Raw genomic sequence first — 24148 nt, 5'->3', positions numbered from 1 at the left:
CCTCAAACCGATGTCGGCTGCGCCATCGCGCCGACCCGGCGCGCGTCGAAGACAGCGCCTGGAATGTCGACGCCGGCGTCCGTGTCGGCAGATCCGCCCAGTTGGTAGGTCGCGGCGGCGCAGCGCCGCCACGACAGGTGCCGCGCATGCGCCTGAGCGCCGGCCGCGAGCGTGCGCCTCAGTTCGTCATTCCCGGCCATCGTCGCGATCGCGTCGGCGATGGCTTCGCTGGACGGCGCGACGAGCAGGCCGCTTCGATCGGCGACGACAGCATCGGAGACACCGCCGATGTCAGTTGCGATGCTCGGCAGCCCGGCGGCGCCGGCTTCGAGATAAACCAGACCAAATCCCTCGACGCGACCGGATGGGTCGGGGATGCCGGTGAGGCAGAAGAAATCGGCCGCGCCGTAGAGGTCGCGAATGTCCCGATCCGGCAGCGCGCCCAGAAAGCGAACATCGCAGTCCGTCGTCGTGGCGATGCCGCGCAATTCGTCGACGTAATCGGCCTCGCCCTCCGGGCCGATCACCAGCCAGGCGATCCGCCGCCGCAGCGTGTCGGGGAGCAGCGCCAGCGCCTGCAGGGTCTTCAAATGTCCCTTGCGCCGCGTGATCCGTGCCACGGTCACCATGACGATGCGATGGTCGTCGAGCCGAAGCCGCGCGCGCGTCGCTCCGCGCGCTGCGCGATCGCCGAACCAGTCGTCGGAAACACCGAGCGGGATCGCGTGAATGCGCTGGGGCTCGACCGAAAATCGCTGCCGGAACAGCTCTCGTGTGAAGCGGCTGTTGGCGGCGATCGTGGTGCGCGGGCCGAACACCCCTGCGCCCTTGATCGCGATGCGCTTGAGGGGAGTCTGGGTCTCGTTGACTTCGGTGCCGTGGACTGTGGCGATGATGCTGGCCCGGGTCAGTCGCCGCGACAACGCCACCGGAATGAAGAACGGCCAGTCCGCGGCGTGGACGACATCGTAGCAGTCGGCGCCGATCAGCCGGCGTGCCAACCTGATCTTGGCCGGAAGCTGCCGCATGGAATGCAGCCCGCCCCGATAGCGCCGCACCTCGAACGGCAGGTGCCGGTCGTTCGCGCTGTTGTCCGCGCCGTAGTCGGGCGCGACCACCGTCACCGCCGCGCCCAATTCGGTCGCGGCCGCCGCGATCTCACGCGCGTAGGTTCCGATCCCGCCGGCGGCGGGCGCGAATTCGCTGGTGAGCAGCAGGATCCTCACCACGCGCCCCGACCCGCAGGCGCGCTGATCATGCCGCGCGAATCCTGGATATCCTGATGATAGCGGAAGACGCGCGCGAGCTGCTTGCCGGGCGTGAAATCGGAAATCGATCCGGCGATCCGCGTCGCATCCATGTCGCCGGCGGCGATCGCGTCGCGAACCTCGATGAAGCGCTGGGCAAGAGCCTCGGCGATGTCGTCCTGCGAACCGTCTCGCCCGATCAGATAGCCGCTGTCGCCATCGTGGATCACGGGCTCCAGCTGCGGCAGGTGCACGGCGATGACGGGGCGCCCGACCGCCAGCGTCTCAAGTACGCAGCGGGGCATGCCTTCGAATTCGGAAGTGAGGATGCCCGCATGCGCGTGCGCCAGCGTCGCCGCCATGCCGGCCGCGTCCTTGAAGCCGTGCAGCACGGCGATGTCGTCGATCTCGGCGAATTCGGGGAATCGCCGCGGGTCACTGGTGCCGACATAGTGGAATTCGACCCCGCCGTTCAACAACTGCTTGAGGCGGGCGACGGTGCGGAACATCAGGGGCGGATTCTTGAACTCGTCGAGCCGGCCGGCGAAGACGACGCGGAACGTCGTCACGTCGCGCGGCAGCGGCTGGGGCTGGAAGATGTCGGTGTTGACCCACGTCCACAGCGTGTCGATCTTGCTCTTCTGGTGCGGATAGGTCTGCTGCAGTCGTTCGGTGATGAAGGGGTTGACGCAGAGAAACTTCGCACTGGTCGTCACCGCGAACCGCTCTCCGGCATTGTGCACGAACGAGTATTTTCGCAGCAGCGAATCCATCTTGAGCTTTGGCGCGCCTTCGCCGTGCAGCATCTGCACGAACGGCAGCCGCAGGATCACCGGCAGCCAGGAGAATTCGACGCGGCGCAGATCGATCGTGCATCGTCGCGACCGGATCAGCCGCGCGACCTGCCCGAAATGGCGCAGCAATGCGACGAAGAACTGGCCGGTGAGCGAGCCGCGAATGCTGCGCGCTGCTTCACGCGCCTGCTGGTCCGAGTAGTGCAGGATCGGCAGAAAATCGAACGTCCGGCCGCGAAAGGTCAGTTGCTGGACCTTCCCCAATTCGAGATCCCCCTTCGAGTCGACGCCGATGAACAGCAGGTCGGTGTCGTCCGGATGGAATGTGATGAAATCGCGAATGTAGGTCTCGAGCCCGCCGACCTTCTCGCCGCGCGGATCGAACGGATGGATCAGGCAGATCTGGTAGTGCGGCGGCTTCAGATTGCGGGCGCGCAGCCCGAGGGTCACGGTCGAAATCATGCGGCTTTGCTTCTGCGGGCTTGAACGATCTGGGGAAGGGTGCGGATGACGAGACGGGGAACGATCGCGATGCATCGGGCGTAGCGAGGTCCCAGGCGGCGAGGGTTGCGCAACATGCGCCAGGCCCATTCAAGCCCGACCTTCTGCGTGATCGACGGTGCACGCGTCTGGGTTCCTGCGATGAAGTCGAGCGCCGCCCCGATGCACAGCATGCCGGTTCCCTGCAGCTCGTCGAGGCAGCGGGCGGAGAATAACTCTTGCTTGGGGGCGCCGAGCGCGACGAAGCACAATTTGGCGCCGGACTTGCGGATGAGATCGATCGCGACATCCGCCTCGGCCGAGGACGGGTCGAAATCCCTGCCTGGCGCGTAGTAACCGGCAATCTGCAGCCCGTTGTATCTTTCGACGAGGCGACTGGCCGTCAGTGCGAGTGTCGATTCGTTCGATCCCAGCAGAAAGATCGACAGTCCCTTCTGCTGCGCGGCCTGACACAGCGGCTCGACCAGATCGGCGCCGGTGGTTCGTTCGATCGGCGTTCCGAGCAGGCGGCTCAGCATCACGATCGGAAAGCCGTCGGCCGTGACAAATCGTGCGCGACGATAGGCGGCGCGAAAATCCGGCCGTTGCCGGAGTTGCACGACGTGATCCAGGTTGAGTGTGCACACGCTGAAGTTGTCGCCGTCCTGCGCGGCCGAGACGATCGACGACACCGCGTTCGACAGCGAAGGAACGTTGATAGCGATGCCGTCAACGGTGAGATCCTGGGATCGTTCCGGACTATCGTCCAACATGATGGTCCCCCGATGACACAATCAAGACACGCATCTGCAGGTCAATGGAAGACGTGCCTGCTACACGAGCGACATGCTCGGCGTCGCATCCGTCGCGAACATCAACGAGTGAACAGAAGCATTGCGACGCAACGATGGCGTTGCACAAACAACGATGCTGAACTTGTCAGCAGCGCCGCCTTCGAGTCGTTCATGGAAGATGGGATGCGATGACCTGATATCAGGAGTCGACGGGTTGTCTACGAACGCGCAGCACCTTCAGCAGCACAGGTGCATAGAGAAGCGTCATGACGGCCACATAGGTCGCGCCACCTCCGGCTATATGCATGACGAGTGCCGGCAGAGAAGGCGCCTCGCGGAACACGTGCAGCACGAATGCCATTGCGGTCGTTGCGATCGCGATTTGTGCGAGATGCCGAACCGGGAGACGCAATCCAAACTTCGAAAAGCCGATCGTGAAGCTGACGATGGCTGCGGCGAGTCCTGAAACCACCGTTGCACCGGCTGCGCCGACCAGGCCCCAATACGGAACGAAGACGAGGCTGAGTACAACGGTCATGGTCGCGTCGATCGCGGCGGCGACGACCACCAGCCCCGTCCGGTTGTGCAGCAGAAAGCTCTGATCGACGAAGTGAGCGCGCAGGCTGCGGATCGAGCCGGCCAGCATCGAGAGCGGCAGGATCGCCAGCGTCACGTCCTGGAACGTGCGCGCGATCAGCAGATGAACGATCTCGTTCCTGAGCATGAAGAGTCCCGCGACGGTCGGCGCCAGAATTGCGATCAGGAGCGCGCTGTTGTCGGCGAGCTGGCGCATCGCGACCTTGCTGCCGTGACGTTCCATGCTCCTGACGGCGAGCGGGAATGCCGCAGCGGTGACCAGCATGGCGGCGAAAGCGGCGGTGCGCTGGCCGAGGCCGTAGCCGACGGCGAACAGGCCGGCGGCCGCCACTCCCTGCATCTCGTTGACGACGAAGCGCGACGCGTTCAGGCCGATCCATCCGAGCGCGCCGCCGGCGATCAGCGGAACTCCGTAGCGCGCGGCGTGATCGATGATCGAGCGATCCAGCGGCCAGACGCCGTGGCCGACTCCGATCCGCGGCAGCACGACGATCACGGCGATGAACTGCGCCAGCGCGTAGCCCGCCAGCGGCCATTGCGCCGCCGGTCCGTTCAGCCGGATCAGCAGCAGGCCGATCGCGAAGCCGAACAGGGGCCCGAACACCTGCTGTATGGTGTAGACGCCGATCTGTTGACGAATGCGCGCGCGTTCGCCGATGTAGAGATTGAGCGTCCTGCTGACGACATAGGCAATCGTCGCCGCAACCAATCCGGCGTCCGCGTTCGGGGCGATCACCTGAAACAGAATGACGACGACCGCGAGGCCCTGGATCAGGCAGGACACGAGCACGACCGCGTTCTCGGTCGGAAAGAAGCGAGAGGTCGGGTCGTCCTGATATCGTCCGAAGAACCGCAGCGTGTATTGCGACCACCAGGCGAGGAACGCGATCTGCAGCAGCTCGTGCGTCGCGGTCACCAGCGTGATGATGCCCAGCGTCGGCTCGTCGACCACATGGGTCCAGACGACCATAGCCACCAGCTGTGCCAGCGGGCCGATCACCTGGGCCGGCAGATAAAGCACGGTGTTTCGCAGCAGCATCGCTCAGGCTCCCAGCCAGCGGCGCAGTCGGAACGGCGCGATCTGCCGAACCGCAATCAGCGCAAGGATGCTGCCGGAAGCGGCGACCGCGAAGGTGACAGAGGAGGCCATGGCCGGTCCGGTTTGCCGGAGGGCGGCGAAATGATCGCGCACGGCCATCACGATGAAAATGTGCCACAGATAGATGAAGTAGCTGCCGGAGCCGAGCCAGGCGAGAGCTCGTGATTGCAGGCGTAGGCCGAGCAGCAGGCAGCACAGCAGCCCCGCGTAGAGCAGAAAGGCGACCGAATCGTAGGTGGCGGCGTCGCCGATGCCGGTCAGCCGGATCGCCGCGTAGAGGACGAAGGCGACCACGGTGGCACCGGCCAGCAGCAGGCGCCGGCCGGCGATTTCAGGCCCGCTTGTGGACAGGCCCGCGAGCACACCGATCGCCATGAAGCAGAACCAGAACGGCAGGTCGCGAAGCCGGACCTCCTCGACGAGTCCCTCCGAGACGCCGAACCTGGACAACAGCGGATCGACATAGCTGCCCGCCAGAACGCCGAACCCGATGGCCAGAAGCAGCACCGTCGCGAGGTGTGGGGCGCGTCTTTCCGGATCGGCCGGAGCGGTTGCGTAAACCAGCCACAGCACGAGGGTGCAGCCGATATAGACGAATACATAATAGTAGACGAACACATAGGCGAGGACGAAGCGTGCGGCCGTCGTGGTCAGCCGATGGTCCATCGCCGGATTGTGCGCGGCCATGTAGATATAGGCGGCGGAGAAGGCGATGGCGTAGGGGATCAACGCGGCCTGTAGTCGCTTGCCGATCGGCACCCGGCCGGACAGGGCGGTCAGATACCCGGACGCGAACAGGAAGATCGGCACGCAGGGCCGCAGCATCGCGTCCACCGCGATCTGCCACCCGCCGGGCGGCTGCGCCAGCGAATGAATGCCGATCACCATCAGGATCGCCAGCCCGCGCATGGTGTCGATGCCGAGGTCGCGCGCCGCGGCTTGCGAGCGGGCGCGACTTCCGGCGATCGGCTGGAGCGTTGGTGCGGCCAGGGATGTCATCGCGTGTGCCCCGCTGGTCTGAGTCAGCGCTCGACGGCGGGACCGCCGGCATGAACGGCGGACGCGGCAGTCCGGCCCGCGGCCAGGCGACCGATCAGTTCGATCACTGCGGCATGATCTGCGCTCGCCAGCGTGTTCCAGCGTTGCAGATTCTGATCGGCGTGCGCGGCGTAGCGGGATCGCCAGTGCCGCTCCGAAACCAGGCATTCGATCGCTGCCGCGGCAGCGACGGGATCGGCCGGGTCGATGTAGACGCCGGACGTATCGAGTACTTCGCGAAACACCGCGGCATCCGGTGCGACGATCGGCAGGCCCGCATATTGCGCCTCCAGCAATGGCAACCCGAGCCCCTCCTCGTGCGAGGTGCAGATGAAGACATCGGCGCTGTCGAGCAGCTCGCGGACGCGCCCGGCCGACTGGTAGCCGTGCAACGTCACGCCGGCGCAGCGCGCGAGTGCCTGCGCAGCGTCGCCCCAACCGTCGCGGCCGACGATATCGAGCGTTACTTGCGGGAAGCCGCGCGCGCGCAGCGCCTCGACGATCCTCGCCGCGGCCATGAAGTTCTTCCGCGGCTCGACCGTGCCGAGCGCGATCAGGCGCAGGCCTTGTGTCGGCCGCTCCGACCGGTCGCCGGGGCTGGCGTCGAACACGTTGCGGACCGGCGGCCGATACAGCGTGATCGATGCGTCGGATCGGCAATGCGCCGAGAGCTTGTGCAGCGTGTCGCGCGAGTTCGTCAGAAAGCGCGGATAGGTTCGCACCGCAAAACCGAAAGGGCGCGCCATGTAAAGCCGCGCGCGTCGATTGAGATCGGCGGTGCGGGACAGCAGAAAGACGTCGTGAATATAGGGCAGGACGCGCGCGGCGAACGGCCTGAGCAGCGGACTCGGCGGAAAGCCGGGGCACAGCAAGAACGACGAACTGAACGCCATCCGCAGCGGCAGGCCGAACGTCTGGGTCGTCACCATCTGCGCCACGCCGCCGGCCGTCACCGGCACGACGTCGAGCGGCGCGAGCGCCGCGCGTGAGAACAGCTCGAGCGTGATGCGCTCAAGTCCGGTGACGTGACGTCCGAGGTGGGTATGATCGACATAGATCGTCATGGGGCGTCCTCAGGAAGTCGCCGGGATCGGCCGAGCCCGCAACGGCGAGCGCAGTGCTCGCGCTGCAGTCCGAGCCCGCGGAAGCAGCAGCGCGATCAGTAAGACGAACTGCGCGAGTTGAATGTTCTTCGACGAGAAGCTCACCGAACTCGCTGCGATCGCGAGCATCAGCACCAGGATCGCCCAGGCGCCGCCGCTCGCCCGCTTCAGGACCTCGATCAGAAAGGCCGCCAGCCCGATCGTCAGCAGCACCGTATGGATGATGCCGAACTGGACGATGCACGACACCCAGAAATTCTCGATGCCGAATTTGAGGCCGGCGCCATTCTGCAGGGCCGCGGCGCGAGCCGGGTTCGGGCCCAGCAGCAGCTCCTGCCAGTCGAACTGGGACAGCAGATTGAACGTGGCGAGGCGCGCCGACGCGCTGCCCTTGTCGGACGAGAAGCGCAGCAGCATTTTGTCGAAGAAGCCGAGATCGAAGGCGACGAAGATGCCGGCGGCTCCGACGAATGCCAGGCCGATCAGCGCGACGACGGCGAGCAGCGGGATTCGGGCTCCGCGCAGCAGCCTGACGAACTGGAACGTCGCGGCGACGGCACCGAGCAGCAGCACCGTCACCAGCGCGGTGCGTCCGCCGAAGGCCATCAGCGACCCGAGCGAGAACGCGATCAGCGGCACGCGGATCAGCGCGGGCGAACAGATCGACGGCTGGAAGATCAGCGCGAGGACATAGCCGGCGATGACCCCCGAGGCGGTGAGCGGATGTCCCAGCAGGGCGGCCGACCGCCATTCGCCGAGCACGACGACGTCGCCGACGGTCAATGGAAACAGGCGGTGGCCCGAGCCGTATTCATAATAGCCGATCGCGATGTTGATCAGGATGGCCGCATGAAGCGCAAGGATCACGGGCCGCCTCTGCCGGGCCGACAGCGCCCAGACCACAAGGGCGAGCAGCAGGGGCAGCAGAAAGGTGTCGATGATCACCGTGAACGGGCGATCCAGCGTGATCATCTGGATCAGCAGACACAGCCAGCAGAACAGATAGATCAGCAGCAGTTTCGCGCCCGAGATCATCCGCGTGAGTTCGTCGATCGGATCGGCATTTCGGATCAGCAACAGCCCGAAGGCGAGGACGGCGAAATAGGTCGCCGGATGCAACTTTTCGTAGAAGGCGCCGCCGCTCGTCAGATAATGGAGTCCCCAATGGGTCAGCATCGTGGTGGAGACGCAGAAGATGCCGATCACGGCGAGCATCATTGCGGCGACGATGGCGACGTCGATGATCTGTGCCGACATGCCGGCGGCGGCGACTGATGGCGCGCGCGAAGGGCGGCCGAAGGCGACAGCCGTGGGCGCGCCTTGAAGAGCGCGGGGCACGGTCGGAAACGTGGAACGGCCGGCGCGCATCACCGCGTCGCTCCGATCTTGAGCGGGGCGGCTGCGTAAGGCTTGAGATAGGCCGAGCTCTGGTAGTAATCGTAGAACCGCAGCCGGCTCATGTCGACCTTGGTCAGCACCGTTCCCAGAATTCGGTCGCGAACCGGCTCCAGCAGGTCCATGGTATGCGCCAGCACCTCGCTCGGCGTCTGATCCCATCCCAGCGCCAGCACGATCCGATCGGACAATTCCGCCAGCGCGCGGCCGTCGACCAGCGGCACCAGCGGCGGGGAGTCGATGATGATCATTTCGTAGCGCTGGCGGAATTCGTCGATCAGGTCGACGATCCGGTCGGAGAACATCAGCTCGGTGATGAGATCGATGTCCCTGACGGCGGTCGACGGCAGCACCGACAGCCCGGTGCTGGCGTCGACGAGAACCGCGCGCTCGGCGCTCGCCGCACCGCTGGCGAGTTCGATCAATCCGGCCTCGGCGCGCGGACACAGCGCGCGCGTCACCTGCGGGTTCCGAAGGTCGCCGTCGATCAGCAGCGTGCGCAGTCCCAGCACCGCCAGCGATTGCGCGAGGTTGACGGCCAGCGTGCTCTTGCCTTCGCTGTCGAGCGCCGAGGTGACGACGACGACCTTTACCGGGTGGGTCCGCATCGTTCGCTGCAAAGCCAGCCGGACGGCGCGGACGGCTTCCGCAAAGAAGGTTCCCGGCGCCTCGATGGCGTAACGCATCAAGGGAGGCTGAAGTCCGGCCGGAAGCAGCTTGGCACTCCTCGGATCGTGCTGGGCGAGCTGGTGGCGTCCGAGTTTCGCGCGACCGGCCAGTTCACCGCTGCTGATCAGCGGGATTGCGGCCAGCGACGGCACGCCGGTGATCTGCTCGGCCTGCTCCAGCGTCTTCACCCGCCGGTCGAGATAGTCTGCCAGAAAGGCGAGCATGCAGCCGAGCCCGAGCCCCAGCGTCAGCGATAATCCCAGCAACAGGAACTTCTTCGGCCACGACGGCGCGATCGGAATCCGGGCGCGGGCGACGACGTGGGAATCAGGCAGTTCGAGGCTCTGCTGCGCCGTGCTCTCTTTGTATCGCGCGAGATAGGACTCGTAGAGCGTGCGATTGGCCTCGGCCTCGCGCTGCAATTCCCGTAAGCGGACCTGGGCCTGCCCCGACGTCGTCGAGACGCCCTGCAACTGATCGAAGCTCTGCTGCAGCGACGCTTCCCGGGATCGCGCGACTTCGAAATCGTGCTGCGTGCTCTGCAGGATGCGCTGCAATTCCTCGTTGATGAGGCGTTGCGTATCGCGCAATTGCGCGCGCACATTGGCCACGATCGGATGGCGCGGCCCGTATTTGCTGAGCAGGTCGGCCTCGTTCTTGGCGATGTCCGCGTATTGCGTGCGCAGCCGCGCGATGACGTCGGACGAGATCGCCGCATTGATGCTGCCGGGATCGGCGCCCGCCTTGGTCAATTGCAGGGTTTGCTCGTATTTGGCACGAGCCTCGGCGGTGGCGACGCGCGCGCTGATCAGTTGATTGTTGAGGTCGGTGATCTGCTGGTCGTTGACGGTGACGCCCTGCGCCACTTTGAGATTGTTCGCGGAACGGAAGTCCTCGACGGCCTTTTCCGAGGTGACCACCCGGGATTTCAGTTCGTCGATCTGACGGTTGAGCCAACTCGATGCGATCTTCGTCGCGGTGTTCTTGGCGCGCACTTGCTCTTCGAAATACGCCTCGGCCACCGCATTGGCGATGTCGGCGGCCTTCCGCGGCGACTCCGAGCTGACGTTGATGTCGACGATGAACGTCGTGCCCTGGCGAGAGACCTTCATCCGCCTTCGCAGATTGTCCGCCGCTGCGGCCTGCTTCGCATCTTCCGGGTTTGCGCCGTCCGCCGGCGCAGCGGCCCGGAACAACTGCCTGATCCGATCCAGCAGCGTCGGAGCCGGGACGAATTCCTCGTCCTCCGTCAACTTCAACCGGACGACGACACGTTCCAGAATCGCGACCGACTGAATCAGCTGCGCTTCGCTGTCGATCGTCGCATCGTCGGTTCCGTAGTTCGACGACTGGATCGCCGACTGGTTGGATTCGATCGCCGTGGCGCGCCGCGGATCGACGAACACCGTCGAGGTGGCCGTATAGAGGGTGGTGGCGAAGACAAAGCTGTAGATCAGCGCGATCGCCACCAATGCGAGCGGCGGCGCCGCGACGAGCTTCCAGCGCCGGCGAAGGATCCGTCCCAGTTCGCGGAGATCGACGCTCGGCTGTACCGATTGGTCGGACGCGGCGCGCGGCGCCTGTTCCTCCAGCCCGGCCTTCGAATCAAAATTGCGCTGTAACATTGAGCCCGACCTGATGCTTGTCGAAGGTGAACAGGGGAATGTCGCTGTCGCGGGACGTGTAGCGGTGATAGATCGAGATCGTGCCGAAGCGGTTGAGCATGTATTTGAGGGCGGCGTCGGTCGAGACGACGCGATCGTTGCGGGCGACGCCGAAGAACTTGTCGGTCTCGTAGCCGCCCGCCAGGGAGAGAACGACGTTGCGGCGGAGTTCGTAATCGAGCCCGAGCTGCACCGCGTTGGCCAGCACTCCGGTCGAACTGGTCTGCGACGTCTGGGTGACGATCTGCTCGGCCTTGAAGTGAATGTCGAGCAAGCGGGTCGGCCGCCACGTCAGCAATGCCCGATACGATGGGCCTTCGACGGTGCCGATCGTGGGATCGACGAAGCGCTGCTGGACGTAGCCTGCCCCGAATTCGCCGGTGACGAGATTGCTCAAAGCCAGCGTGACGCCGGAAAGCGCCCGATAGCCTTGCGAATCGAGCGGCGATCCAGGCCGGCCCCGCACGTCGCGCTGGTTGCCTTCGACCGCGGCGAACCATCCGAACATCGGTGACACCGCATAGTCGGCCCGGCCGTGGAGCGAATAGACCTGGCCGTCGAGGGCGTCCTGAGTGATGACGGAGCCGTCCTGCGCCCGCGTCGATCCGTAGTTGTAGGCATCCGTGCGAAACCCGACCGAGGTCGTCAGGCGATTGAATTCCTTCCGAAGGCTGATGTCGCCGGAGAAGAAATCGTAAGGCGTCGGCTGAACCGCGCCGTTCGGCGATGTCAGTGAACCGACGCCGACATTGAGATGGGCGATCTGGAAATTGGTCAGGATCGTGGTGTCGCGCGAGACGTCGTACCAGGCGTTGCCCTTGAGGCTGGCGTTGGTCTGGTCGAGGCCCGGGTTGGCTTTGTAGGACAGTTGCTGGGCGTCGAGCGTCACGTCGATTCCGTGGCGACCCCAGAGGGTGCGCGCGCGGAGCGAGGGTTCGAGTGTGGCGGCGATATCCGATCGCTTCATGACGTTCGACGCGAACACGTTGCTGTCATACAGAGCCCCCGCCGTGAACGACGGGTAGAACATCCAGGATCCGTAGCGAATGCCGACGCGTTCGTAGCCGGGCTGTTGCCTGTTCTTCACGGGCGTGTCCTCCGGCGGCACGGCTTCGCGCTGGTCCCGATCAATCAGTTCCGGCAGCGGCGTCGGATCGAACATCCGCTGGGCATTCCAGGGCGGCGCCACGGTTTCCGTCGTGAGCGGAACCACCTGGGCATTCGACGGCGATGCCGCGGTGATTGTGATCGCCGCCGCAGCCGCCGGTGCAAATATGAGGCCAGCCGCCCGCGATGGCTTGCGGCCGGCAAAAACGACATCGGCGCCGACGCGCGAATGTGCTGACGCACGACCCATCACTTGTCCCTTGGAGCAAGCGACGGATGCCGCTACTCGAACACGCCATCTCGAGTGCAATTCGCGAACGACCGCGAAGTCGTCCACCACCTCGAATGCACCTACCATGTCGCAACGTTCCGAAGTTCTGCGTCCTGAACTTCGGTGAGACGAGATGGCTGCCGCACCGCAACAGAATTGCATCGCAAATCGACCGCACTGTGGCAGAGCGCGTGGCGACTACATGAAACATGCGCGGGCGCGGGTAACTACACGATCGCCGGTGTGGCGGAGGAGTTCGCAAGGCGTAGTTGCGCGCATGCGCCTGAATACGCGCCGGATTGGGGAGCGGTGCGACGGCAATTGTGGCGAGGTTGAGTGCGATCGAAGGGAAGAAATGTCGTCGACGGAACGAATAGCGGCGTCGAGCGATGGGTGCCGTCAGGTCGCAGCTTCGCCGCATTAGGCGTCAAATGATTGCGCGGCGCGCATCGGGATCAGGCGCCGAGCGCAATGTTGCGGCATCTGCCCTGCTGCGGCACTGATGGTGCTTTCAGAAGAAGCGTTCTGGAATGCGAATATTGTCGCCTGGAAAAACGGCAACAGGTGCATCGAGCGGATACACCTCTTCTGCGGTTCCGCCCGCTCGTCGCAGATACACTTTGTTTTCATTCGCGCGATAGGTGAATCCGCCGGCACTCGCAACGGCATCGAGGACTGTCAGGCCCAGTCGATAGGGATACTCGCCACCCTTTTTGACCTCTCCGAGGATGTAGTAGGGCCGATACAGCGCGACCTCGACGTTGACGCGAGGATCGCGGACGATTCCCTTCGCGAGTGCCGAGGTGATCGATCGCTCCAATTGCTTTGTGGTGAGGCCGGCGGCCCTGACGTGGCCGGCGAGCGGAACGGAGATCTGGCCGCCGCTGTCGACTTCGTACTCACCGGAAATGTCGGGCTCGCCATACACTTTGAGGCGAATGCGGTCGTTCGGGCCGAGCAGATAGGTCGCGGCGGTCGCGACGGTCTCACGCGGGTGTTGGGCATACACCGCGGTGGCGGCGGCGACGCTGAAACTCGTCAGCACAGCGAACAGTGCCATCAGAGCGAATATAATGTGTCCATAGGACCAACGCGTCGCGCGAGATCTCTGCTGCATCGATCTGTCCCCGAGTAGTCTGGCGGCGTGATCATCGGGACAAACGCGGCAACAATGTGAGGCGTCGAGTGCGAGCCGGGAATTCTGCCGGTCGACAATCAGAGCATCTGAACCGACGAACCCTCGAGCACGAGGCACGTCAGCACGCCCGACTTCCATGCGCCGGTGTCGATATTGATCCGATTGGGGCGAATGTCCGGATGCGGGACCGGGGTGTGGCCGTGCACGATCACTGCCTCATGCATATGCGGCCAATCGAGAAAATCGTTGCGGATCCACATCAGGTCGGCCGGATCCTGCAATGCGACAGGGACTCCCGGACGGATGCCGGCGTGGACGAACAGGTAGTCGCCGCAGTGAAACGACGTGCGCAGACATGCGAGAAAGAGTTGATGCGCGCGTGGAAATACACGCATGAATTGCTCACGGAGCGCATCGGCGTCGATCTTTTCGGGCTTCGAGGCAGGCGACAGTTGATACGAGGCGAGCGTGTTCAGACCCCCGAGTTGCAGCCAGCGCTGGAGTGCACGCGGGTCGCGGAGAAAATTCTCCATCAGTTCCTCATGGTTGCCGCGTAGGCAGATCGCCCGCTTTCTCACCAGTCGTCGACAGAGAATGTCGATGGCCGCACGCGAATCCGGCCCGCGGTCGATGTAATCGCCGAGATAGACTTCGATGGCGTGGCGTACCGGACGTCGGCGCTGATCGTCGTCGATGAGATCGGCGATTTCGGCCAGCAGATCGGCGCGTCCATGAATGTCGCCGACCGCATAGATCCTGGTCGCGGGGGGCGTCGATGCGGCGCCGGAGATTTGCGTCGTTTGATGTGCTGGCATTGGTCACAGCGATCATGGAAGCGCCGGGCCGTCAACATCACGCTACGGCATTGCCGTGCGGGTTGTAGCGTTGAAGGGCCGCTGTGGACCCGGGGACCGGTCGATGGGTGAATCGGCAAATGACGTATTCCGTCTGCCGTGCCGAGCGTCATTCAACCGTCACTCGCTGTCGATCTCGTTGGGGTGCTCGGCATCCGCCCCGGTACACGTGAAATAGAGAATCTATATCGCGACGTCGGATACCCGCAGCTCGTTTCGTGTGCAATGCGTCGTAAGCTGTTATCAGCAAGCGTATTTTCGTGCGATGCACAAGCGGCGATGAAATGATCCTGTCGTTTGTGGCCTGAAACCGACCAGTTGTCGCCCAATTTCTTCCAAGAACTTCCAGGATGCTGACCATCGGAAGCTCTGACCATGAAAGACGAGCTGTGCGTCTGCGAAGAGGTGGGCGCTATTGCCGTCGACTAGGCCTTGCCCAATCCAAGAAGGAGCGAGCACACAATGGCGTCTCCGTTCGTAGCCAAGTTTGCACAGGCCGAGGTCATCCCGCTTCGTCGAGAGCGGAGCGTCATTTCGGCGAAGCCGATCGAATGCGGCGACAGCCGCTATCGCAGCCGGCATCCGCGTCGGGCAGCGCGAACCGAGCCGGCCGCCTCGCTTGGGAAGCGTCTGTTCGACATCGTGGCAGCGGGTGGGGCATTGCTGGTGTTCGCGCCGGTTCTGATCGCCATTGCGGTTGCGATCAAGCTGACGTCGCCGGGGCCGGTGCTGTTCGTTCAGTCGAGATACGGATATCGCAATCGGTTCTTCAGGATCTACAAGTTCAGAACGATGCGCGTCGACGCCTGCGACTCGCGCGGCGTGAAGCAGACGGTGCAGGGCGACTCGCGGGTCACCTGGATCGGCCGGCTCCTCCGCAAGACCAGCATCGACGAGATCCCGCAACTCATCAATGTGCTCAAGGGAGACATGTCGCTCGTCGGGCCGCGCCCACACGTTCCCGGGATGCTCGCCGCGGACGTGCCCTATGAGGACCTGGTTCCGTACTATTTCCATCGCCATTCGGCGCGGCCCGGAATCACCGGGCTGGCCCAGGTCAACGGCTGCCGCGGAAGCACCGTCGAGGCCGGTCGCGCGATCTCGCGGATCGACTACGACCTCGTCTATATCGAGCAATGGTCGCTTGGCATGGACATCATGATCATCCTGCGGACGATCCGCCGCGAATTCCTGTCGGGAAGCGGATTCTGAAGACGATAAGCCGAATAGCGATCGTGGTGATCGGTGCGACGGCGGGGCGTTCCGGCGCGATGCGGTCGACGATGCCGCGATAGCAGTGTCGGGAGGTGCAAGTCCGGAAGTTCACGTGATGGTGGCGCGCTGATGGCGCAAGAAGGGGGACGGCGATGGGCGTTGCGCAACATGCGAAGGAACTGGTGAAGGATGCGTTTCCGTCGGTCTGGCTGCACTGGCATTTCATGCGTCGTCCGAAATCGGCCGAGCAGGAATTGATGGTTCTCGACCGGATCGTTCCCGAGGGCGCTGTGACGGTGGATGTCGGCGCCAATTGCGGGCTCTACACCCGCAAGCTGGCGCGATTGTCGCGGAAGGTTCATGCTTTCGAGCCGTCGCGCAAGATGGCCGATCTGCTGCGCCGGACGTCGGCACCGAATGTGAGCGTCCACGAGATTGCGCTGTCCGATCGATCCGGTGAAGCTGACCTGATCGTGCCGAAGGACGATGACCAGTTGATCTACGGCCTCGCGTCGCTCGAATCCGGATCCGCAGCGCAGGGCAGAACAACCGTCGCGATGAAGGTGGCGACCGCCCGGCTCGATGCGGTCGTCGAGGACGATGTGGCCTTTGTGAAGATCGACGTCGAGGGGCACGAACTGAACGTCCTCGAGGGAGCGTCCGGTCTGCTGGACAGATGCCAGCCGGTTTGCCTGATCGAGGCAGAAGACCGGCATCGCGCGCAGGCCACGCGCAAGGTGTTCGAGTTGTTCGATCGACGCTCCTATCGCGGCTATTTTCTGAAGAACGGCGCCGCGATTCCGGTCGCGCAATTCGATCCGGCCGAGATGCAGGACGCCGACGCGCTGCTTCCAGACGGCGGCCGCAAGCATGGAAAGTTCTACATCAACAACTTTTTCTTTTTCCCGCCCCACATCGACGGCGCCTCGATTCTGAACGGCTGAACCCGTCTCGTCGCGTCGGTTTCAAACCGCTGCCGTCCGGCAGCAGCTAGGATATTCATGCGTATCGCGATGATTGGAGCCGGCTATGTCGGGCTGGTGTCGGGCGCCTGCTTCTCCGATTTCGGTCATCACGTCACCTGCGTCGACAACGACGCGAGCAAGGTCGAGGCGTTGAGGCACGGCCGGATTCCGATCCACGAGCCGGGTCTGCCTGATCTGATTGCCAGAAACGTGGCCGGCGGCCGTCTGTCGTTTGCGTCAGATCTCGATCGGCCGGTTGCGCAAGCGGACATCGTCTTCATCGCGGTGGGAACGCCGTCGCGTCGCGGCGACGGTCACGCCGACCTGTCGTATGTGCACGCGGCGACGCGGAGCCTGGCGAGGGCGCTCGACGGCTTCACCGTGATCGTGACCAAGTCGACGGTCCCGGTCGGGACCAGCGATGAGGTCGAACGGATCATCCGCGAGGAAAACCCGCATGCGGATTTCGCGGTCGTGTCGAATCCCGAATTTCTTCGGGAAGGCGCCGCGATCCGGGATTTCAAGCATCCCGACCGCATCGTCATCGGCGTCGACCAGGAGCGGGCGCGGCAGGTCATCGCCGAAGTCTATCGGCCGCTGCATCTCAACGCCTCGCCGATTCTCTATACGGATCGGCGCACCGCGGAGCTGACCAAATACGCGGCCAATGCGTTTCTCGCGACCAAGATCACCTTCATCAACGAGATCGCCGATCTCGCCGAAAAGGTCGGTGCGAACGTTCAGGAGGTCGCGCGAGGCATCGGTCTGGACAACCGCATCGGCCCGAAGTTCCTGCACGCCGGCCCGGGCTTCGGCGGATCCTGCTTTCCGAAGGACACGCTGGCGCTGATCAAAACCGGGCAGGACAACGAGACCCCGCTGCGGATCGTCGAGACGGTGGTTGCGGTGAACGATCAGCGCAAGCGCGCGATGGCCCGCAAGGTGTCCTCTGCGTTCGGCGGCAACGGGAATCTGCGTGGCAAGTCGATTGCGGTGCTGGGCGTGACGTTCAAGCCGAACACCGACGACATGCGCGATTCGCCGGCGGTTCCCCTGATCACGGCGCTGCAGGATATGGGGGCACAGGTTCGCGTCTATGATCCGGTCGGCATGCCGCAGGCCGAAAAGGTGATCGAGAACGTCACGTTCTGCCGGGATGCCTATGATTGCGCGCGCGGCGCGCATGCCGTGGTCATCGTGACGGAGTGGGAACAGTTTCGCGCGCTGGATCTGAAGGAACTGGCATCGATCATGGCAAGCTCGGTGATCGTCGACTTGCGCAACGTCTATTCACCGGAGGAGGTGATGCGCAACGGCTTCCATTATTGCGGGGTCGGGCGTGCCATGCCGCTGGCCTATTGAGGTGTCGCGATGATCGACGCGACGACGACGAACGGGTCCTCGGTGCTGGTCACAGGGGCGGCCGGCTTCATCGGATTCCATCTCGCGCAACGCCTGCTTCAGGCCGGGCGGCGTGTCGTCGGAATCGACAATCTCAATTCCTACTACGACCCGGCGCTGAAGCGCGCGCGGCTCGGCATTCTCGGCGACGACCCTGCGTTTCGCTTCGTCGAGTTGGATCTGGCCGATCGCCGAGGGATGCGGGACCTGTTTGCAGCGCAGCGTTTCCCGGTCGTGATCCACCTCGCAGCCCAGGCCGGGGTCAGATACTCGCTGCAGAATCCGCACGCCTATGCGGATTCCAATCTGGAGGGATTCCTCAACGTGCTCGAGGGTTGCCGACACGGCGGCTGTGATCACCTGCTGTTTGCATCGTCATCGTCGGTCTATGGGGCGAACACCAAGCTGCCGTTCTCCGTGCACGACAATGTCGATCATCCGGTGAGCCTGTATGCGGCGAGCAAGAAGGCGAACGAGCTGATGGCGCACGCCTACAGCCATTTGTACGGGATTCCGGCCACCGGTTTGCGGTTCTTCACGGTCTATGGCCCGTGGTACCGGCCCGACATGGCGCTGTCGATCTTCAGCGACGCCATCGTCAGCGGGCGGCCGATCAAGCTGTTCAATCACGGCCGGATGCGTCGCGATTTCACCTATGTCGATGACGTCACCGAAGCGATCGTCCGGCTGATCGAGCGGGTGCCTTCGGCCGATCCGAACCGATCTGAGGTCGGGCTGCATCCGGGAGTCAGCGCCGCCCCCTGGCGAATCTACAATATCGGAAACAACAAGCCGGAAGAGCTGACCACCGTGGTCGAACTGCTCGAGGCGGAGTTCGGCCGCAAGGCCGTCAAGGAACTGCTGCCGATGCAGCCGGGCGATGTTCCGGCGACTTATGCGGATATCGAGGACCTTGCCCGCGAGGTGAATTTCCGACCGGCAACGTCGATCGAGGACGGTGTTCGCCGCTTCGTGTCGTGGTATCGGGCCTATTGGCGCGTCTAGCGCATGATCCCGAAAAGTGGACGCCGACTGTCGTCAACCTCCGGACGCACGCCGTGCGCTGGAGCTACGACGATCTCGGCGTTTCGACGCTGACCGCGGTTGTCGTGTGATCGGGGAAACGGCTCGCCAGCGCGGCCTTCAGAAACTTGAAATGTCCGATGCTGACTTCGAGTTCGCGAAGGCGTCGTTCGCCGTTGGCGATGTCGGTGTTGAGCTGATTCTGAAGCTCAGTATTGGCAGGCTCCCGATCCAGATACTCGTCGGAGTCGTTTCCCGCCGTGATCGCCGCGCGGGCAATCGCATCATTGACGCGTTGAGCGAGGCCGGCGTGTTCGGCCTGCGCGGACCTGAGCGCGTCGTCGATCGATCCTGCAACCGAGGCGACGCGCGCGGCATCCGTGGCCATATCCCGGGTCGACGAACGAGCCTTGAACTGCGCTTCGGGATTTGTTCGGGTGAACAGCTGGAACATGTGTCTGCAATCAAATTGACGGGGGTCGACGCCCGGACGATACAATTTCACCGCTCTAATTGAATTGCAACCAGCCGGTTTGTGACGAAATTGTGCCGTGTCCGATCGGACGTCGCGGTCAGAATCGTCGACCGATCACGATCGCCGTCGCGAACACCGACAGCCTCTGCTGATCCGCCGACACCCTCCGCTTCAGATAGATGAATTCGATCGGGACACGCGCATCGCCCTGAATGCTGCAAGCCATCAGGCGGGAACGACGTTCCGGCGCAAACGTTGCATCGCCGCAAACCTTGCATCGCACTGAGCCGAGGAGGGCGTCATGGGTGATTTCGAGCCGAGTGACGAGGCCATCGCGGTCCTGGTCGATATCGCACGAACCGCGGGGCGCGATCTCAACGCGGGGCAGAGACTGGAGCTGGATCATCTGGTGTCGCAGGGTCTCGTCGCCGTCGCATCTACGGGGCAGGGCTCACGCAGCTACGAAGTCACCGCCAAAGGGCAGACGCTTCTCGACCGGCGCGGCGTCGGCGCCAATGAGGCGTGATACGCCGGCCGGCGGTTCATCGTGCGACGCGCTGCAGCTTGCCATGCGCGCGCGGCTCCCTCACAATTCGGCTCGGTAGCTGGAGCAGGCTTTGTTCGCCGGGACCACTTTCTCGACTGGACGAAGACTTTCTTCGTGGTTCGAAGACGGGGGGCGCATGGGATTTGATGGCCGGATCGGGGCTCTACTGGTGGCTGCGGGTCTGCAACTGGCATGGTCGACAGGTGCGACGGCCTACACGGCGGATCAACAGCAGGCGTGCAGCGGGGACGCGATGAGATTGTGCGGTGCGTTTGTGCCGGACGTCGATCGGATCACTGTTTGCATGGTTCAGAACAGGTCGCTGCTCACACCGGCCTGCCGGGTCCATTTCGGGCCGCCGCCTTCGCGCGTCCGTGCGGACAGATCGGTTCGGCCCCGGCCAGCCGTTGCCAGGCCAGCCGTTGCAAAGCCAGCCGTCGCCAAGCCGAAACGCGCCCAGAAGCAGCGCGAGCGACGCTGACGGGCCGACTCCGAATCCTGTAATGCTCTGGCAACCGTCGTGCTCCCATCCTATCTCCTTGGGATGGAGAAGAATGTGAACGAACCGGATCATCGCGCGGAACTCGATCGCCATCTGGCCTGGTTCGAGTCGAAGCTGCCGCCGAAGCCTGCGCACCTCGTCGGTTGGCTGCGCAGGCCGTCGTCGAAATACGTCCGGCTGCCGGTCGGGGTTCTGCTGATCGGGGGCGGCGTCTTCAGCTTCCTGCCGGTGCTGGGGCTGTGGATGTTGCCGCTGGGTCTCGTCCTGATTGCGCAGGACGTACCTGCACTGGAGAAGCCGACCGCACGCACCCTGGGCTGGGTCGAGCGGAAATGGGTCGAGCGGCAGCGCAAGAAGGGCGTCGATATCACCCCGTTCGCTCCGGATCAGGAAGCCGCCGGAGCCGCGACCGCGTCCGACGCTGCCGGCGAATCACGCATGAAGGCGTGATATCCGGCGGATGGCAAGCGATTAGTGTGACTCAAAAGCCAGCCTGCCGATGCAATCTGGCGAGGCGTTAGTCACTGCCTGCAATTTTAACTTCCACGAATCAGCGTCCTGATTCACCTTGTTTGCTATAGGTCAATCGGGAGGCCACATCTTATGAACGTCATCGTCTTTGCATCGCGTAAGGGCGGCTCCGGGAAGAGTACCCTGACCGCTCACTTGGCTGCTCATGTCAATAAAGCGTCGCGACCATGTCTGCTGATCGATGCCGATCCGCAGGGGTCACTGACGTTGTGGCACAAGCTGCGTGGTACCAACGAGCCACCGCTGCGCACCGCGACGCGATCGGTCGGCGAGATCGTCGCATCCGCCAAGCGGGACGGCATCGAATGGGTGTTCATCGACACCCCTCCGAATTTGTCCGCGGTGGTGGAGGATGCGATCCGCAATGCCACCATGGTGATCATTCCGGCGCGTCCCGGTGTGTTCGACGTCAACGCGGTTCAGGATACGATCCAAACCTGCCGCGCCAATCGCAAGCCTTACGCCATCGTGCTCAACGGCGCGCCGGCGCTGCGTGACGAGGTCGAAAGCCGGATCGTGACGATCGCCCGCGACGCGCTGGCGAAGTTCAAGGCTCCGGTCTGGGGCGGCCAGATCACCAACCGCGCCGACCTGCTGATGGCGCTCGGCGAAGGTCAGGGCGCTCGCGAGTATGCGGCAGAAGGCCGCGCCGCCTATGAGGTCAATCGTCTTTGGGCGGCCATCGAACGCTCGGTGAAAGCGATCCGCGGGGCTGGTTCGGCCGGCGGAGCCATGCACAAGCAGGCCGCGTAAGTTTTTTCGACTCAGGCGCGCGGGGTTCCGCGCGTCCATTGCCAGATCCAGGCCGCGTGTTTGCCGCGCTCCTCCCGGTTGTCGACTTTGGAGTTCGAGAGGCGTTCGGCGCCTCGTCGAATCCACGCATCGCCGAACTGAGGCATCGTCCAAAAAAAACCGGGCTCGCGAGGAGCCCGGCTAAGGTCGTGGCCAAGTGGGCCGACACAATCACCTTCCAAGAGGGATAACTGAGACTCCACACCACTGGAGGAGGGGGACATGCGTAGTGCGAACCCTCAGTGTGAAGCCATTTGATCTGCGAACACGCATTGCAGCAAGCGGGGCGCCCGCATGTCAGTCATGCGGGGACCGGGGCCTTCAGCTCGGCCAGCGCTGCGCCTTGTTGACGACGAAATCGCGGAACACCTGAACCCGCGCCACCGTCTTCAATTCCTCCGGATAAACGAAGTAGGTGTCGAGCTGGATCGAGTCTTCCTCGCCGAACAACTGCACCAGCCGGTTCGGATCCTCGACCAGATAGTCCGGCAACGCGGCGATGCCGAGGCCCTGCTGACAGGCGCGCACCAGTCCGAGGATGTTGTTGACCTTGAAGTAAGGCTCGCGCGGACCGGAGCCGTTGCGGCCGGCGTCGACCAGCCAGCTCCGGTTCTGCAGATGCTGCGGCACCTGACTGTCGCTGAGCATGATCAGCCGGTGATTGTCGAGCTCCTCCAGCGTCCGCGGCGTGCCGAAATGCTTGATGTATTCCGGCGAGCAATAGGCGTGGAAGCCGATCGAGAACAGCTTGCGCTGGATCAGGTCCGGCTGGGTCGGCTTGCGGGTGCGGATCGCGACGTCGGCCTCACGCATCGACAGGTCGAGTTCTTCGTCGGTGACGATCAGCGAAATCCGGATCTCCGGATACAGCGCGGTGAATTCGCCGAGCCGCGGCACCAGCCAGTGGATGCCGAGGCCGGGCGTGGTGGTGATCTTGAGGTCGCCGCTCGGCCGCTCGCGGCTGTCGGTCAGCTTGGCGCGGGCGGCCTGCAGCTGCATGAACACGTCGTGCGCGGTGCGGAATAACAGGTCGCCCTGTTCGGTCAGGATCAGGCCGCGGGCGTGGCGGTGGAACAGCGACACCGACAGCTCCTGCTCGAGCGCGCTGACCTGGCGCGACACCGCCGACTGCGACAGCCCGAGCTGCTCACCCGCATGGGTGAAGCTGCCGGCCTCTGCGGCGGCGTGGAAGACCTTGAGCTTGTCCCAATCCATATCGGTGAACCCGTCGCGGTGTCGAGCCATGGCTACTCCGCCGCCTCGCGTTCGCTGGCCCGCAGCGCGAGGAAGCGCTCGGCCTCCAGCGCGGCCATGCAGCCGAGGCCCGCAGCGGTGACGGCCTGGCGATAGGTTTCATCGGCGACATCGCCCGCGGCGAACACGCCGGGGACCGAGGTCGCGGTGGAGTTCGGCGCGACCTCGACGTAGCCGGACGGCCTCAGCCTGAGTTGGTCCTTGACCAGTTCGGTCGCCGGCGCGTGACCGATGGCGATGAACACGCCATCGGCGCGAACCTCGCTGAGTGCACCGGTCTTGACGTTCTTCAGTCGCACATGCGTGACCTTGGTCGGGCCATCGCTGCCGCAGATCTCGTCGATCGCGCTGTCCCAGATCACCTTGATTTTCGGGTGCTTGAACAGGCGGTCCTGCAGGATGCGCTCGGCGCGGAAATGATCGCGGCGATGCACGATGGTGACGCTGGTGGCGAAGTTGGTCAGGAACAGCGCTTCCTCGACCGCGGTGTTGCCGCCGCCGACCACGACGACGTCCTTGCCGCGATAGAAAAAGCCGTCGCAGGTGGCGCAGGCCGAGACGCCGAAGCCCTTGTAGGTCTGTTCCGAGGGAATGCCGAGCCACCGCGCCTGCGCGCCCGTGGCCAGGATCACCGTATCGGCGATGTAGACGTCGCCGCTGTCGCAGGTCAGCCTGAACGGGCGCTGGCTGAGGTCCAGATCGACGACGAGGTCGGTCACAATGCTGGTCCCGACGTGCCGGGCCTGCCGCTCCATCTGCTCCATCAGCCAGGGGCCCTGGATGACGTCGGCAAAACCGGGATAGTTCTCGACGTCGGTGGTGATGGTGAGTTGTCCACCGGGCTGGATGCCCTGGATCAGGATCGGCTCGAGCATGGCTCGCGCCGCATAGATCGCGGCGGTGTAACCGGCCGGCCCGGAACCGATGATCACAACTTTAGCCTGGACTCGACTGGGCACGTTTCAGCTCCCCAGAGATAGGGCGGCGCGAAGCAGGAATTGGCCTGGCAGGGGCATCGCCGTTGGGCGGAAGATTTTTCGTTCGGAAGTCTATGTCATCTGGGGAGCTATGCAAGATTTGCAACACGTCTGTGCAGGATTTCCCACCATGTTTGGCAAACGAGTTGTGAGCATCGCGAAATAAAATTGCGCATGTTTGAACAAGTACGTTATGAGGGGGACGATTTGCCGCCC

General features: G+C 64.0%; 22 protein-coding genes. 7 read left to right on the top strand and 15 right to left on the bottom strand.

What is annotated here, in order from left to right; all coding sequences use genetic code 11:
• Positions 1 to 2 precede the first annotated feature (2 nt).
• From ACTZWT_RS19870 to ACTZWT_RS19820, 11 genes are all read right to left on the bottom strand, one after another.
• Positions 3 to 1226, bottom strand: coding sequence for a glycosyltransferase family 4 protein (locus tag ACTZWT_RS19870; protein WP_444771409.1), 1224 nt, complete (start codon positions 1224 to 1226; stop codon positions 3 to 5).
• The gene (locus tag ACTZWT_RS19865) at positions 1223 to 2503 is read right to left on the bottom strand and encodes a glycosyltransferase family 4 protein (RefSeq protein ID WP_444771408.1); all 1281 of its coding nucleotides are present in this window, start codon (positions 2501 to 2503) and stop codon (positions 1223 to 1225) included. The genes ACTZWT_RS19870 and ACTZWT_RS19865 overlap by 4 nt, the downstream gene beginning before the upstream one ends.
• The gene (locus ACTZWT_RS19860) at positions 2500 to 3294 is read right to left on the bottom strand and encodes a WecB/TagA/CpsF family glycosyltransferase (protein ID WP_444771407.1); all 795 of its coding nucleotides are present in this window, start codon (positions 3292 to 3294) and stop codon (positions 2500 to 2502) included. The genes ACTZWT_RS19865 and ACTZWT_RS19860 overlap by 4 nt, the downstream gene beginning before the upstream one ends.
• Before the next feature lie 220 nt (positions 3295 to 3514).
• A complete protein-coding gene (locus tag ACTZWT_RS19855; protein ID WP_444771406.1) occupies positions 3515 to 4951 on the bottom strand; it encodes an oligosaccharide flippase family protein in 1437 nt (478 codons plus the stop codon).
• A gap of 3 nt (positions 4952 to 4954) precedes the next feature.
• Positions 4955 to 6010 carry an acyltransferase family protein gene (locus ACTZWT_RS19850; RefSeq protein WP_444771405.1) on the bottom strand — a complete coding sequence of 352 codons (1056 nt, stop codon included), beginning with the start codon at positions 6008 to 6010 and terminating at the stop codon, positions 4955 to 4957.
• 23 nt (positions 6011 to 6033) lie between these two features.
• Positions 6034 to 7113, bottom strand: coding sequence for a glycosyltransferase (locus ACTZWT_RS19845; RefSeq protein ID WP_444771404.1), 1080 nt, complete (start codon positions 7111 to 7113; stop codon positions 6034 to 6036).
• A 9-nt stretch (positions 7114 to 7122) separates the two neighbouring features.
• Positions 7123 to 8409, bottom strand: coding sequence for a VpsF family polysaccharide biosynthesis protein (locus tag ACTZWT_RS19840; protein WP_444771403.1), 1287 nt, complete (start codon positions 8407 to 8409; stop codon positions 7123 to 7125).
• 110 nt (positions 8410 to 8519) lie between these two features.
• Positions 8520 to 10841 carry a polysaccharide biosynthesis tyrosine autokinase gene (locus tag ACTZWT_RS19835; RefSeq protein ID WP_444771402.1) on the bottom strand — a complete coding sequence of 774 codons (2322 nt, stop codon included), beginning with the start codon at positions 10839 to 10841 and terminating at the stop codon, positions 8520 to 8522.
• Positions 10822 to 12093: an outer membrane beta-barrel protein gene (locus ACTZWT_RS19830; RefSeq protein WP_444771401.1), complete on the bottom strand. Its 1272-nt coding sequence runs from the start codon at positions 12091 to 12093 to the stop codon at positions 10822 to 10824. The genes ACTZWT_RS19835 and ACTZWT_RS19830 overlap by 20 nt, the downstream gene beginning before the upstream one ends.
• A 676-nt stretch (positions 12094 to 12769) precedes the next feature.
• On the bottom strand, positions 12770 to 13375 hold the full coding sequence (locus ACTZWT_RS19825) for a polysaccharide biosynthesis/export family protein (RefSeq protein ID WP_444771400.1): 606 nt from the start codon (positions 13373 to 13375) through the stop codon (positions 12770 to 12772).
• Between the two features lie 98 nt (positions 13376 to 13473).
• Positions 13474 to 14211, bottom strand: a complete 738-nt coding sequence (locus tag ACTZWT_RS19820) for a metallophosphoesterase family protein (protein ID WP_444771399.1) — start codon at positions 14209 to 14211, stop codon at positions 13474 to 13476.
• Positions 14212 to 14712: 501 nt separating this feature from the next.
• Between ACTZWT_RS19820 and ACTZWT_RS19815 the strand changes: the two genes are divergently transcribed.
• From ACTZWT_RS19815 to ACTZWT_RS19800, 4 genes are all read left to right on the top strand, one after another.
• Entirely contained in the window at positions 14713 to 15462 is a 750-nt protein-coding gene (locus ACTZWT_RS19815; protein ID WP_444771398.1) for a sugar transferase, read from the top strand.
• Between the two features lie 155 nt (positions 15463 to 15617).
• Positions 15618 to 16409, top strand: a complete 792-nt coding sequence (locus tag ACTZWT_RS19810) for an FkbM family methyltransferase (RefSeq protein ID WP_444771397.1) — start codon at positions 15618 to 15620, stop codon at positions 16407 to 16409.
• 57 nt (positions 16410 to 16466) lie between these two features.
• Entirely contained in the window at positions 16467 to 17792 is a 1326-nt protein-coding gene (locus ACTZWT_RS19805; RefSeq protein ID WP_444771396.1) for a UDP-glucose dehydrogenase family protein, read from the top strand.
• A gap of 9 nt (positions 17793 to 17801) precedes the next feature.
• The gene (locus ACTZWT_RS19800; protein ID WP_444771395.1) at positions 17802 to 18836 is read left to right on the top strand and encodes an NAD-dependent epimerase; all 1035 of its coding nucleotides are present in this window, start codon (positions 17802 to 17804) and stop codon (positions 18834 to 18836) included.
• Between the two features lie 64 nt (positions 18837 to 18900).
• Here the strand turns inward: ACTZWT_RS19800 and ACTZWT_RS19795 are convergent, their stop codons facing one another.
• On the bottom strand, positions 18901 to 19308 hold the full coding sequence (locus ACTZWT_RS19795) for a hypothetical protein (protein ID WP_444771394.1): 408 nt from the start codon (positions 19306 to 19308) through the stop codon (positions 18901 to 18903).
• Between the two features lie 118 nt (positions 19309 to 19426).
• Positions 19427 to 19555 (bottom strand): hypothetical protein, encoded by a 129-nt coding sequence (locus tag ACTZWT_RS19790; RefSeq protein ID WP_444771393.1) that lies wholly within the window; start codon positions 19553 to 19555, stop codon positions 19427 to 19429.
• A 75-nt stretch (positions 19556 to 19630) separates the two neighbouring features.
• Here ACTZWT_RS19790 and ACTZWT_RS19785 point away from each other — a divergent pair, with 75 nt between their 5' ends.
• The 3 genes from ACTZWT_RS19785 to ACTZWT_RS19775 all read left to right on the top strand — a co-directional run bounded on the left by ACTZWT_RS19785 (position 19631) and on the right by ACTZWT_RS19775 (position 21662).
• Positions 19631 to 19855, top strand: coding sequence for a hypothetical protein (locus tag ACTZWT_RS19785; protein ID WP_444771392.1), 225 nt, complete (start codon positions 19631 to 19633; stop codon positions 19853 to 19855).
• 577 nt (positions 19856 to 20432) lie between these two features.
• A complete protein-coding gene (locus ACTZWT_RS19780; RefSeq protein WP_444771391.1) occupies positions 20433 to 20828 on the top strand; it encodes a hypothetical protein in 396 nt (131 codons plus the stop codon).
• A gap of 153 nt (positions 20829 to 20981) precedes the next feature.
• Positions 20982 to 21662, top strand: a complete 681-nt coding sequence (locus tag ACTZWT_RS19775) for an AAA family ATPase (protein WP_444771390.1) — start codon at positions 20982 to 20984, stop codon at positions 21660 to 21662.
• 360 nt (positions 21663 to 22022) lie between these two features.
• Here ACTZWT_RS19775 and ACTZWT_RS19770 read toward each other — a convergent pair whose 3' ends face one another.
• Both ACTZWT_RS19770 and trxB read right to left on the bottom strand, forming a co-directional pair.
• Complete coding sequence (locus ACTZWT_RS19770) at positions 22023 to 22946, bottom strand: LysR family transcriptional regulator (protein WP_444771389.1); 924 nt, start codon at positions 22944 to 22946, stop codon at positions 22023 to 22025.
• A gap of 2 nt (positions 22947 to 22948) precedes the next feature.
• Positions 22949 to 23914 carry a thioredoxin-disulfide reductase gene (trxB, locus tag ACTZWT_RS19765; protein WP_444771388.1) on the bottom strand — a complete coding sequence of 322 codons (966 nt, stop codon included), beginning with the start codon at positions 23912 to 23914 and terminating at the stop codon, positions 22949 to 22951.
• Positions 23915 to 24148: the final 234 nt, after the last annotated feature.

This window comes from Rhodopseudomonas sp. NSM (assembly GCF_052445935.1).
Classification (GTDB): Bacteria; Pseudomonadota; Alphaproteobacteria; order Rhizobiales; family Xanthobacteraceae; genus Rhodopseudomonas.
The sequence above is the reverse complement of the archived record's forward strand: the minus strand, read 5'-3'. Positions and strand labels throughout refer to the sequence as shown.